12 protein-coding genes are annotated in these 12,183 nt (G+C 68.8%); 7 read left to right on the top strand and 5 right to left on the bottom strand.

Annotated elements, in window-relative coordinates:
- Nucleotides 1-106 precede the first annotated feature (106 nt).
- From AOZ06_RS25155 to coaD, 4 genes are all read left to right on the top strand, one after another.
- Nucleotides 107-2,917: an AfsR/SARP family transcriptional regulator gene (locus tag AOZ06_RS25155; RefSeq protein ID WP_054291653.1), complete on the top strand. Its 2,811-nt coding sequence runs from the start codon at nucleotides 107-109 to the stop codon at nucleotides 2,915-2,917.
- A 688-nt stretch (nucleotides 2,918-3,605) separates the two neighbouring features.
- Entirely contained in the window at nucleotides 3,606-3,920 is a 315-nt protein-coding gene (locus AOZ06_RS59005) for a hypothetical protein (RefSeq protein WP_054291651.1), read from the top strand.
- Nucleotides 3,833-4,498, top strand: coding sequence for a PucR family transcriptional regulator (locus AOZ06_RS25140; protein WP_054291650.1), 666 nt, complete (start codon nucleotides 3,833-3,835; stop codon nucleotides 4,496-4,498). The genes AOZ06_RS59005 and AOZ06_RS25140 overlap by 88 nt, the downstream gene beginning before the upstream one ends.
- Nucleotides 4,499-4,531: 33 nt before the next feature.
- On the top strand, nucleotides 4,532-4,942 hold the full coding sequence (gene coaD, locus AOZ06_RS25135; RefSeq protein ID WP_054291649.1) for a pantetheine-phosphate adenylyltransferase: 411 nt from the start codon (nucleotides 4,532-4,534) through the stop codon (nucleotides 4,940-4,942).
- Nucleotides 4,943-4,951: 9 nt separating this feature from the next.
- Here the strand turns inward: coaD and AOZ06_RS25130 are convergent, their stop codons facing one another.
- Complete coding sequence (locus tag AOZ06_RS25130) at nucleotides 4,952-5,206, bottom strand: hypothetical protein (RefSeq protein ID WP_054296905.1); 255 nt, start codon at nucleotides 5,204-5,206, stop codon at nucleotides 4,952-4,954.
- Nucleotides 5,207-5,291: 85 nt separating this feature from the next.
- Nucleotides 5,292-5,717: an SgcJ/EcaC family oxidoreductase gene (locus AOZ06_RS25125; RefSeq protein ID WP_054291648.1), complete on the bottom strand. Its 426-nt coding sequence runs from the start codon at nucleotides 5,715-5,717 to the stop codon at nucleotides 5,292-5,294.
- 108 nt (nucleotides 5,718-5,825) lie between these two features.
- Between AOZ06_RS25125 and AOZ06_RS25120 the strand changes: the two genes are divergently transcribed.
- The gene (locus AOZ06_RS25120; protein WP_054291647.1) at nucleotides 5,826-6,158 is read left to right on the top strand and encodes a winged helix-turn-helix transcriptional regulator; all 333 of its coding nucleotides are present in this window, start codon (nucleotides 5,826-5,828) and stop codon (nucleotides 6,156-6,158) included.
- 189 nt (nucleotides 6,159-6,347) lie between these two features.
- Nucleotides 6,348-7,541 carry an MFS transporter gene (locus AOZ06_RS25115; RefSeq protein ID WP_083471907.1) on the top strand — a complete coding sequence of 398 codons (1,194 nt, stop codon included), beginning with the start codon at nucleotides 6,348-6,350 and terminating at the stop codon, nucleotides 7,539-7,541.
- A 94-nt stretch (nucleotides 7,542-7,635) separates the two neighbouring features.
- On the opposite strand, the gene AOZ06_RS25110 is transcribed toward AOZ06_RS25115, so the two are convergent.
- The 3 genes from AOZ06_RS25110 to AOZ06_RS25100 are packed head-to-tail and all read right to left on the bottom strand — an operon-like array spanning nucleotide 7,636 to nucleotide 10,999.
- A complete protein-coding gene (locus AOZ06_RS25110; RefSeq protein ID WP_054291645.1) occupies nucleotides 7,636-8,826 on the bottom strand; it encodes a 3-hydroxybenzoate 6-monooxygenase in 1,191 nt (396 codons plus the stop codon).
- Nucleotides 8,827-8,835: 9 nt separating this feature from the next.
- On the bottom strand, nucleotides 8,836-10,407 hold the full coding sequence (locus tag AOZ06_RS25105) for a class I adenylate-forming enzyme family protein (RefSeq protein ID WP_054291644.1): 1,572 nt from the start codon (nucleotides 10,405-10,407) through the stop codon (nucleotides 8,836-8,838).
- Between the two features lie 49 nt (nucleotides 10,408-10,456).
- On the bottom strand, nucleotides 10,457-10,999 hold the full coding sequence (locus tag AOZ06_RS25100) for an SRPBCC family protein (protein ID WP_054291643.1): 543 nt from the start codon (nucleotides 10,997-10,999) through the stop codon (nucleotides 10,457-10,459).
- 166 nt (nucleotides 11,000-11,165) lie between these two features.
- Between AOZ06_RS25100 and AOZ06_RS25095 the strand changes: the two genes are divergently transcribed.
- A complete protein-coding gene (locus AOZ06_RS25095) occupies nucleotides 11,166-12,152 on the top strand; it encodes an NADPH:quinone reductase (RefSeq protein ID WP_054296904.1) in 987 nt (328 codons plus the stop codon).
- Nucleotides 12,153-12,183: the final 31 nt, after the last annotated feature.

The following is a 12,183-nucleotide window of genomic DNA, read 5'->3' as shown; positions in this document are numbered from 1 at the left end:
TCAGGATGACGGCCATGCCCCGAAGCACGGTTCTCGCCAAGGTTCATGCCGGGAACCCTACGTCTCGTCCTCGCGGAAACCGGACAAACACGAGGACGTGGCGTCTGTGACCCCTGCGGTCGAGATCAATGTGCTCGGCTCGTGGGAAGTCTCCGTGGATCACCGCAGTGTCGTGGTGCCACCGGGACACCAGCGCGCGCTGCTGTCCGCACTGCTGTTGTCGGCCGGGCGGCCGGTCACGTGCGATGTCCTGGCCATACAGCTCTGGGGCGACCGGCCACCGGAGAACGTGCGGGGAACGCTCTCCACCTACGTGGCACGCCTCCGGCGTGTTCTGGGCAAGTCGGCCATCCTCTCCTATCCGGGCGGCGGCTACATGCTGTGCACGGACGGCGCCGAGATGGATCTGTACCGATTCCGCGCGCTGCTGCGGCAGGCCCAGGAGAACCTCTGCACCGACGAGGAACTCGATCTGCTGCGCCAGGCCCTGAGCCTGTGGCGGGGCTGTCCCTTCATCGGCGTGGAGTCCACCTGGCTGGAGCACGAGATCGTCCCGCTGCTCACCGAGGAGTGGTTCGCGGCGACCGAACGGTGCATCGACCTGGAAACCGCCGGCGGCGCGTTCCGCGAGTCGGTCGTCGAGTTGTCGCAGCTGACCGCCGCCTTCCCCTTGCGTGAATCACTCTGGTTCCGGCTGATCGACGCGTTGCACCGGTCCGGTCGCCGTGCCGACGCGCTGGCGGCCTACCAGGAAGTCCGCGTGATCCTGCAGGACGAGTTGGGGATCGACCCCGGCGAGGAGTTGCAGGCTCTCCACCAGCGTGTGCTGCGGGACGCCCCGGGCACGGAAGCCGCGTGGCCGGGCCAGCAGATCGCCGGGCCCCCGCGTCAGCTTCCACCCGACAACGTCAAGTTCGTCGGCAGGCATGACGACCTGGCGGAGCTGGAACGCCTGGTCGCCGACGTGGGCGGCGCCCAGAACAGTGCCGATCAGTCGACGGTGATCGTGGCGATCGACGGCGCGCCCGGCATCGGCAAGACGACGCTCGCCGTGCACTGGGCCCATCGGATGGTCGAGCGGTACCCGGATGTCCAGATCTATCTGAACTTGCGCGGCCATTCAGGGGACGGACCGGTCCGGCCGTCCGCCGCCATCGAGGCGGTGCTGCGCTCACTGGGGGTGCCGACGGAGCGCATCCCGGCCGATCTCGAGGAACGGTCGGCGCTGCTGCGCAGCACCCTCGCGGGTCGCAGAAGCCTCGTCCTGCTGGACAACGCCCGGGATGCCGCCCAGGTCCGCGCGTTGTGCCCCAGCACGAACAGTCTGGTGATCGTCACCAGCCGCAACCAGCTGCGGGCGCTGTGCTTCCGGGATGGCGCCCAACGACTCAGCCTGCCGCGGCTGTGCGATGACGATGCCGTCGAGCTGCTCGGGGCCGCGCTCGGCTCCGAACGTGTCGCGGCCGAGCCGCAGGCCGCGAGGCGGCTGGCCGCGTTGTGCGACGGACTGCCGCTTGCTTTGGTCATCGTGGCCGAGCACGCCCAGCGGACGAACTCGCTCAGCGAGGTGGCCGAGACCCTCGCCGACGAGATGAACGGACCCGACGCCTTCGATTCCAGTACGGGCAAGGAGTTGTACGCGGCGCTGTCGTGGTCCTACCGGATGCTCACGCCGCTGTCCGCCGCGATGTTCCACAAGCTCGGGCTGCATCCGGCCGGTGCGATGTGCCTCGACGCCGCCGCGGCCATCGCGGACCTCCCCGTGGCACGAGCGAAGCACGTGCTCGACCAGCTCGTCGACGAGCACCTCGTGGAGCAACCGCAGCCCGACCGCTACGAGTTGCACGACCTCATTCGGCTGTACGCGGCCGAAGAAGCACGCCGCAACGAAAGCGGCGAGACACGCCGGGACGCCGTCCAGCGTGTCCTGGACTGGTACCTGCACGCCACGGTCAGCGCCGATTCGGTGCTGCAGCCGGGACGGCTCCGCGACTTCGTCCGCCCGCTCAAGCCCCGGGTGCTCCCGCCGCGACCAGCCGACCAGCGCATGGCCATCGCCTGGTTCGAGCGGGAGTTCGACGTGCTGCAGTCGATCGTCCGGTTCGCCGCCACGCACGGCTGGGGCGGTCACGCGTGGCGGATCGCTCTGGCCATGTCCACCTTCCTGGACCGCCGGGTGACCTGGCGTGAGGGCGCGGAGATCCTCGAGACGGCGCTGCAGGCGGCCCGGTCCGCCAATGACCGGGTCGGCGAAGGGTACGCGCTGAACACGTTGGCCTGCCTGCAACTCGACAAGGGCGACCTGGCTCTGGCCAGGGACAACCTGGAGCAGGCCGTCGACTGTTTCACCGACGAGGCACACCAGGCCGGCGAGATGATGGCGTTGTCCAACCTGAGCTTGGTCCTCGCCAAGGTGGGAGAGCCGCAGCTCGGGCTGCGAACCTGTGCCACCGCACGAGACCTCGCCGAGCGAATCGGTTTCCAGCGAGGTATCGCCAACAACTACAACAACATGGGCGTGGCGCACGTCGCCATGGACGACCACAAACGCGCCATCGACTGCTTCCTGCAAGCCGACACCCTGCTCGACGAGCTGGGCGACATCGAGCCGCTGTCACTCAACCAGTACGAACTGGGACGCGCCTACGCGGCCACACACAGGTACGCGGAGTCGATCCGGATGATGCGCAAGGCTGCCAACGGCTTCAGCCAGCTCGGCAGCCGGCGCTGGCACGCCGTCGTGCTGATCGACCTCGGCAAGGCGATCAGCAGCGCCGGTCATCCGCGATGGGCACGCAAGCCGTGGGCTGCCGCTTTGGACGTGATGCGGGACTTGGCGGACCCGCGCGCCGAGGAACTGGAAACCCTCCTCGGGCGGACGTGCCCACGACGGGACGGCAATCCGTCGTTCCACTGAGGCTCGGCAGGCATCGAGCAAACCGGAACGACAGATGTCGCGTTCAGCTGCTGCGAGGATCGGCGTTTGTCGGCTGTGCGGTGCCACTCGCGGAGCCCAGAATCAGGGACGAGCCCGCCTTCGGCCGGCCGCACGCGATCCGCGAGCCGCACGTGACCCCGGACGGTTCGCGCACAGTGGTCACGGGTGCCGTGTTCGGCGAGCTGAAGGCGCGCCCCGGACCGCGAACCACACCGCGGACGGCGGTGAACTCCGGCCTGTCACCGCTGGTCCGGGCTCGTCACGGGGCGCGCGGTTCTCGCCGGACGGCACCACGCTCGCTTTCCTGTCCGATCGACACGAGACCGGTGTGTTCCAGCTGTACCTGCTCGACCACGACCGCTTCGGGGAGGCGCGGCCCGCACCGGAGGTTCCCGGCACCGTCGAGTACGCCCACTGGTCCCCGACGGCGGCAAGGTGCTGCTCGGGGTGGCGGGGTTCGGGGCGGACCTCTCCGGCGGACAGGGCTCGGGCACGGCCTGGAAACCGGACCGGGAGCGCCCATCCTGGTTCCCTGAGGTGGAAGACGGGACCCACGGCACCGGGTGGCGGAGCTCGTGGGTCCACACCGTCGCGACCGGCGAGTCGACCCAGGTTTCCCGGCCGGCTTGAACTGCTGGGAAGCCGGGTGTGTGGTCCCGGCCGGGTCGTGGCGATCGCGCCCGGCGAGGACGCGTGGTACACCGCCCACCTGAGTCTGATCGACCTCGACGGCGGCGTGCGCGAGCTGCACGAACGGTCGAAGGCACGTCAGGAAGGCATCCTGCGTGGACTCGTCTCCGGTGCCCCGGCGGTGCGTGCGCAGGCGATCGAAGACCTGCGTGCCGAGCAGCTTTCCGGCGACGAGTGCGGCCACTTCACCGTGCTCGCCGTGCAGTGCCCGGCTTCGCGGCACCGCGGGAGGTCGCGTTCGAGGCAGCGGTCGAGGACGGGCTGCGAGCCGTCGCCGACGACGTCGCCCTGATGGCGGCGAACCGCTGGCGCGCGTGGATCCTGCTCGTGCAGCGGGTTCCGCCGTCCCGGGCCCTCGTCGACGCGGTCGCCGATCGGATCACGAGCCGCTTCCGGCGGCTCGGCGATGAGCGGGCGCACCTGGTGTTCGGGCTCGGCGGTACCGTGACGGCCCTCGGCGAGGTCGTCACGTCCTACCGGCAGGCGTTGCTGGCCGCTCGTGCGGCTCTGCTGTTGCCTGGTTTCGGGACGCTCGCCCGCTGGGGCGAGCTGGGTCCCTACGAGCTGCTGCTGAAGCTCCCGCCCGAAGACCTCCTCAACGCGTCGCGGGTTCCGGCGCTCGCGGCGGTGGATGCCGAGGACACGCACGACGTCCTGATCTCCCCACTGTCCGCCTTCGACCACGGCGGCAACATCCAGCGCACCGCCGACTCGCTGCGCGTCCACCGCACCACGCTGTACCAGCGCCTCAAGCGGATCGAGCAGATCAGCGGGTGCAGCCTGGACTCCGGCGACGACCGGCTCATGCCGCACCTCGGGCTCAAGCTGCGGGTCATCGCCGCGGCCCACCGCGACCACCCGAACCGCTGACGTCATGGCCGTCCATCGCTAGCATGACAAGCCATGCGCGTCGTATTCCCCGGCTCCTTCGACCCGGCCACCCAGGGACACCTCGACGTGGCGCGCCGGGCCGCGGGCATGTTCGACGAAGTCGTCGTGTGCGTTCTGACCAACCCGGGGAAGGCCGGCCGGCTCCCCCTCGCCGAACGGCTGGCGCTGCTGACCGACATGACCAGCGACCTGGCCAACGTCACGGTGGACTCCAGCAGTGGCAGGTTGCTGGTCGACTACTGCCGCGAAGCGGGCATCGGCACGGTCATCCGGGGCATGCGCAACTTGGCGGACGTGGCACACGAGTTGCCGATGGCTCAGATGAACCGGCACCTGACCGGCATCGAAACGCTGTTCGTCCCGGCCGATCCCGCGCAGGCGCACGTCTCCTCGACCCTCATCACGGCCACGACCCGGAAGTAGCCCGAGTCGTCAATTGTCGCGTCGGCGCATCGACCGGTACAGCAGCCACAGCGCCAGCGCCACCGGGCTCAGGACCGCCGCGAACAGAACTCCCGCGAACATTCCGTAGCCGTGCGGATCTGCGGACAATCCGGTGGCGCTGAGCAGTGCCTGGCCGACGAGCAGCACGATCACCACGGCGGTGCAGACAAACGCCCCGAGTACGAGACGGCGGAGCGCTGTCCGCAGGGCGCTCGTCCGGGTCGTGCTGTCCGGCGTGTCCATTTTCGACTCCGCGGGGTTGGAACCGTGCTCAACCAGCACTGTACGGGAGTTCGAAACGGCGCACGCCCATTTCGTACAGGTGCGGTTACGAGTCGAGCACCCCCGTGTTCTGGCAGGCGACCAGACGCCAGTGCCCGTCTTCCTTGGACATGACGAACAGCGGTGTGCCCTCGCCCTCGGACTCGGACGGTTGTCCGTCTGTGCTCACGTACACCTGACGCACTTTGACGGCGGCGACGTCGGCTCGGATGAACAGCACGTGCGTCACGTCGAGTGTGACCGCGAGGCCTTTCATCCCGCCGGGAAGCACTTGCCGGGTGAACGCCGAGATCTCGTCGCGGCCGAACAGGCGCTTGCCGCCGCCTGTCGTCCAGATCGCGTCGGCCCGGAACAGGCCGGCGAACTCCTCGACGAGTTCGTTCTGCTGCGCGTGCTGGACGGCGGCGACCACCTGTTTGATCGCCGCGAGCTCGGTTTCGCGTGCCTGTTCGTCGATGTGTGTCGTGTTCATGCCGACCAGAGTGATATCTCGACTTGACTTGAGGTCAAGGGCCGCGCTCACCCGGAAGATAAGAGACTTACGGTTGTGCAGGCACTTACTATTCCTTAGTATGAGCGCGTGGACATCACCGACAGCGCGTTCTGCCCGCGGTACCACCGCGCGGTCGAAGTCATCGGAAAACGGTGGACCGGCGCGATCCTCCGGGCGATGCTCCTCGACGTCACCCGGTTCGCCGACCTGCGGTCGGTCGTTCCCGGGCTGAGCGACCGCATGCTCACCGAGCGCCTGAAAGAGCTTCAGGACGAGGGCATCGTCGAGCGGATCGTCCATGCCGAAACCCCGGTGCGGATCGAGTACCGGCTCACCGAGAAGGGCCATGAGCTGCACGACGCGGTGTACGCGTTGAGCCGCTGGGCTGATCGCTGGATCCCGCTCGAAATCAGTACGTGACCTGAGCGGATCCGCGGGAACAACCACACACGGGTGAACGTCAGCGACGGGCCGAGGGCCCCGTCGCCGGCCGACCGCACCCTTTTGCTCGCCGGGCGAACCACCCCGATCGCGAGGCGATCGGTGCTGTCCGGATCACGCCCGCCCGGGCGTCGAACACCAGGAAAAAGATCAAGATGGAGGCTCATCGTGTCCTTGTCCGACGCACCACCCCAGCAAGAGCTGCGAGCCACACCGCGGATGTGGTTGAGCGTACTCACTGTCGCGGTCGGCATCTTCTCGATGATCACCGCCGAGCAGCTGCCCGTCGGCCTGATCCCGGCAATGTCCGACCAGCTGGGTGTCTCGGTCGGCACCGCGGGTCTGACGGTCACGGTTCCCGGCGTCATCGCGGCGTTCGCGTCGATCGGCCTGCCGTTGGCGGTGGGCCGGCTCGACCGGCGTGTGCTGCTGGCGGTCCTGCTTGCCGTGATGGCCGTCGGCAGCGTGGTCTCGGCTCTGGCCCCGAGCTTCACCGTCCTCATCGTCTCCCGGGTGCTGGTCGGGATCACCATCGGCGGGTTCTGGGCTATCGCGGGCAGCATCGCGGTCCGGCTCGTACCCGGACCGTCCATCCCGCGTGCGTTGACGATCGTCTTCGGCGGCGTCGGCGCTGCCGCTGTGCTCGGTGTGCCGGTGGGCACGATCATCGGTGAAGCGGTGGGCTGGCGCGGCGCGTTCTGGGCGCTCGCCGGGCTGAGCGTCGTCGTGCTCATCGCCGCGCTCTTCCTGCTCCCGGCGTTGCCGGCCTCCGAACCCGTGCGTGTGTCGGCGTTGCGCGCGCAGCTGCGCAATCCGGTTCTCGTGGCCGGTATCGTCGCCACCGCACTGCTGATCGCCGGTCACTACGGCGCCTACACCTTCGTGAGCCCTGTCCTGCTGGACATCTCGGGCACGAGTAGCTCGATCATCGGACTGCTGTTGCTGGGGTACGGCGTCGTGGGCATGGTCGGCAACGTGATCGCCGGTTCGTGGGCGTCCAAAGCGGCTGGGCGCACGATGTCGGCCATCGTGATCGTGCTCGGTGCCGCACTGGTGCTCTTCCCGCTGCTCGGCGTGACGCCGTGGACGGGCGCCGCGCTGCTGCTGGTGTGGGGCCTTGCCTACGGTGCCGCTCCGGTGACGCTGCAGACCTGGGTGCTGAGCGCGGCTCCGAACCACGCCGAGGCGGCCACGGCGATCTACTGCTTCGTGTTCAACCTCGCGATCGCACTGGGGGCGCTGGCGAGCAGTGTCATTGTCGACGCCATCAACGTGCAGAGCGTGCTGTGGATCGCGGCGGCACTCGTGCTGCTCGTGCTGCTGACCGTACGGCGCGCACCGCGGCCGGCGCCAGCTCAGTAACCGTTCGCAGATATGCCTTTCCCGGGTGCCTGGCGTGTTCACGCGAGGCACCCGGGAAAGGCATGTGTGTGACTCTTCGGTTGTGGGCAATGATTCAGGCTGGCACAACGGGGTTGTCGAACTGGCGCGCACCATGCATCCACGCGATGTAGTCGTGCAGGTCCGTTGTGGACATGGACGACAGCATCTCGTTGCGGTCCGACGCCCGCGCGCCCGCGGGATGCCACAGCTGGATGCTTTGCCTTGACAGGCGCTGAACCCTGGCGGTCCGGCCCCGGCGCACGGCGTTGTACTGGACGAACCGCCCGGCCAGCTCGGCCGCCGAACAGTCGAGCAGATCACCGAGGACGACAGCGTCCTCGAGGCTCATGCACGCGCCCTGGGCCGCGTAGTGCAGCATCGGGTGGGCAGCGTCGCCGAGCAGGGTCACGCGGCCGTCGGTCCACTCGTCCACCGGTTCACGATCGACCAGGACCCACGACTTCCAGTCCTCCCCCAGCTCCAGCAACCGCCGGGGCGTGCGGCCGAGCTTGGCGAACTCGTCGCGCACATGCGTCTTGCTCGCCGGTACCCCGGCGAAGGCGACGGTCGCCCCGTCGTCGCTGCTGGCCGCCAGGTTCAGGTACTTGCCGCCGGCGATCGGGTAGTGCACGAAGTGGCACTTGGGGCCCGCCCACCACGTCACGGCGTTCCACCGCAGCTCCACGGGCACCGACTCCATCGGGATGACGGCGCGGTACACCGTGATGCCCGAAACCCTGGGCTCACCGTCGCCGACCAAATGGCCGCGTAGCGCGGAGTTGATGCCGTCGGCACCGATCACCGCGTCACCCGTCACCCGCTCTCCTGTGGTGAGCACGACAGTCGCGCTCGTGGCGTCCTGCTCGTACCCTGCCGCCGTGGCACCGCCGCGCAGCTTGATCCCCGGCGACGCCCGGCAGGCGTCCAGCAGGACGGTGTGCAACTCGGCTCGATGCACCACGACGTACGGGTTGCCGAAGCGCCTGCGGTAGGACTCGGTGAGCGGCATGCTCACCACGTGCTCGCCGGTGATGCCGTCCATGAACCGCAACTCGTCCACGTTGACGGCGAGGGCGCGGACCTTTTCCTCCAGCCCGAGGCGTTCGAGCGCGTGCATCCCGTTCGGTGCCAGCTGGATGCCCGCGCCGATCTCGCCGAAGCGGTCGGCGCGCTCCAGGACCAGCACGCTGTGCCCGTGCCGGGCGACAGCGAGCGCGGTGGCGAGACCTCCGATGCCGCCACCGACTATGACGATCTCGGCCATGTTCCTCCCTCAGTCGACTTGGTTCGCCGACAGCAGGCGGGCCAGCTCGAGCCGTTTGATCTTCATGGTCGCGGTCTGCGGGAGGTCGGCCATCCGCCACTGCACCGGCGGCGCCATCTCGGGCAGGCCCGACACGGCGGCGTGCCACGCGGCCCGGTCGAGCGGCTGGTCGTCCTTCATGCACACCACCGGTACGGGCTTGCCGTCCGCACCGGGGACGATGATGACCTCGGCGAGGTTGTCCAGCCGCGCGAACAGCTTGTCCTCGGCGGCCAGCGTGCTGCCGAATCCCTCGATCACGTCGACCTCGCGGTCGAGCAGATGGACACACCCCCAGCGGGTCCGGTAGCCCACGTCACCCATGCGCCACCAGCCGTCCTGGGAAACCTGCTTGTCGTAACGTGATTGCTCACCCAGATAGGTCACGACCCGGCCGTCGCTGCGGACCTCGATGAAACCCGGGTTCGTGGCCGACGGCGGCTTGCCGTCGCGGCTGACCACCCGGACGTCCGTCATGCCCGGGACGGGCCAGCCCACGCAGCGGCCGTCGTCTTCCGCCTTGCGCCGCTTGGAGAAGCCGCGCAGGACAGCCGGTCCCACCTCGCTCTGCCCGTAGATCTGGCCGAACACCGGGGATCTGCGGCTTGTCGCGCCCAGCAGGCGCTGCACGGTCCTGGGGTGGATGGCGTCGAACGTGCTGCTGAACAGCTTCACGTTCGACAACGGCCTGCGCGGGTCGTCAGCCAGTTCCTCCCACGCCATGTACACGTTCGGATGCGCCTCGATGATGCCGGGGCGCACCTGGGCGAACATGTCGGCGACATGGGACAACGTCGCGTCGGCGAGGACGACGATCGGGTACCCGCGCAACAGCGAGATGCCCAGTGCCGTCACGAGCCGGGAGTGCACGAAGGACACGTGGATCGCGATCGTCTCGCGCCTGCGCAGAATGGGCCACGTCACGGCCGCCTGCGGGCGGTAACGCGCCTGCAGGCTCCGTCCGGTGTGGACCGCCAGCTTCGGCGTGCCCGTCGTGCCCGAGGTGTGGGTGATCAACGTCGGATGCCCAGGGGGCGCGATCACCGCGGGCACGCGTTCGACGCCGGCCAGCCCGCGCAGTTCGACCGCCCCTGGCCAGCTGCCCGAGGTGATCAGCGCGCGGGCGACGAGGTCGAACACCCCGGCGGGCAGGTCGCCCTCCAGTTTGCCCTGGTCGGTCACGAGCGTCGGCCGGTCCGTGCGGCGCAACAGCTCGCTGACCGTCGCGCCGTCCAGTTTCGGCGACAACAGCACCGGCACAGCGCCGATCCGCGCGATGGCACAGGCGAGGAGCGTGATGTCGAAGCCGTCGGACTTGTAGACCACGACCCGGTCCCCCGGCCGCACACGCACGGACCAGAGCCGGGAAGCGAGGTCCGCCACCAGCTCGGCGACCTCCGTCATCGTCGCGCGCCTGCCGAACTCGGGAGCGACGTCGAGGTCGTGATCGAGGATCAGGACGTTCGCCGGATGCGCCTTCGCCGCTCGCTCGAAGAGCGTGCCCAGTTTGATGCCGTGATTTCCAATACGCTGCAGAAGCATGTGTCTCGCCTTCGCCAGTCCTACTGGTGCGGGGTGGCCGGTTCAGCGATCAGTTCGTCTCGACGACTTCCTTGACGCGCACGAGGGTGGCGGCGATGTCCTGTTCGAGCTTCGCGCCCCATTCGCTGAAGAAACGCCGTTTCTCGTCGTCGCTCATGTCCGCGGTGATGCCCCGGATCCCCTCGGTGGCCTCCCCCATGCGGAAGTGGTGCGTCAGCACGCAACCGCCCGCCGCGGGCGCCATCTCGAAGGTCCACACGCTGTCCTGGGCCTGCCCGGCCTTGCTGCGGATGGCCCACCCGAACACGCGGCCCGGCTCAGCCGCAACGACTTCCGAGTCGGTTGTCCAGTCGCCCCGCACGACGGGGGCCCAGGACACGACATCGGGCCCGCGACGGTTGTCGCCGCGGAAGACCGCGCCCACCGTCGCCGGTTCGCCGGACACCCACCTACCGCCGAGACACTCGACGCTCCACTCCGAGGCACGCGCCATGTCGCTGACCACCGCGTAGACCTCTTCGGGCGTCGCGGAAACCCGCACCTCGGTCCGTACGTGGAACAGCGGCGCGCTCTTGGTGTTCGTTTCACCCATGGACGAATTGTCGCCAGGTGGCGCCGAAACCGGTCAAAGGCTCTTGCCCGGGTACGTCGGGTCGTCCGGTATACGTCAAAATCAAGTTTCCTGACGGGACGGCACCTGACGTACCCTGTGCGGGTTCCATTGCCCGCGCGGCGGTTCTCCGCCATTGTCGGTGGACGTGCATGCCGCGTACATCAAGCACATCGGTCCGGCCGAGGACATTCGTTTCGGCGATGTCCCCACCCCCAGGCCCGGCCGGACCGATGTGCTTGTCACCACAATCGCCACCACAGTCAACTGGGTGGACACCTTCGTGCGTTCCGGGGTGTTCCCGACCCCGATCGAGTTCCCGTTCGTGATCGGTCGCGACATGGTCGGCACCGTCACCGAGGTGGGCCCGCACGTCCGTGGTTTCGCCCCTGGGGACACGGTGTGGTGCAACAGTCTCGGTCACGGTGGACGCCAAGGCGCGGCGGCCGAACACGTTGTGGTGCCGGCTGACCGGCTCTACCACCTTCCACCGGGAGTGAACCCGATCGACGCGGTCGCCGTGGCGCATCCGGCTGCCACGGCCTATCTCGCCTTGTTCACCTACGGCCAGATCCGTGCCGGGGAAACCGTCGTCGTCGCCGGTGCCGCGGGCAATGTCGGGAGCGCGCTCGTCACCCTCGCGGTGAACGCGGGCGCCCGCGTGGTCGCGACCGCGAGCGCCCGCGACGCCGGCTACTGCAAGGCGCTGGGCGCGGCGGACGTGATCGACTACCGTGATCCTCGACGCTGGCAACACATCGACGAGGTGTGTCCACAGGGGATCGATTGCTACGTCGACTCGGCGGGTGAGAACGACCTGGCGGGCGCCGTCGAACTCCTCGCACTGCGCGGGCGGATCGTGGTGCTCGCCGGTGTCCGTGCGCAGCCCGTGGTTCCCGTCGGGCAGCTGTACGTGAAGAACGGCTCCATCGTCGGGTTCGTCATCTCCCACGCCACCGTCGACGCGCTCGCCGAGGCGGCCAGGACCATCAACAAGCTCCTGTCGAACGGCCGGCTGCGCCCCCGGGCCACTGTCACGCTGCCGTTGAGCGCCGCGGCCGAAGCACACCGGATGGTGGAACAGGGCGAACTGCGCGGCAAACGGGTCATCCTGGACGCACGGGTGAGCGGCTGAAGGAGGTCAGCCGCTCACCCGTGCAAGCCGG

The organism is Kibdelosporangium phytohabitans, from assembly GCF_001302585.1.
In the GTDB taxonomy this organism is placed as follows: domain Bacteria; phylum Actinomycetota; class Actinomycetes; order Mycobacteriales; family Pseudonocardiaceae; genus Kibdelosporangium; species Kibdelosporangium phytohabitans.
Note: the sequence above shows the minus strand (reverse complement) of the source record. Positions and strands in the feature narration are given on the sequence as shown.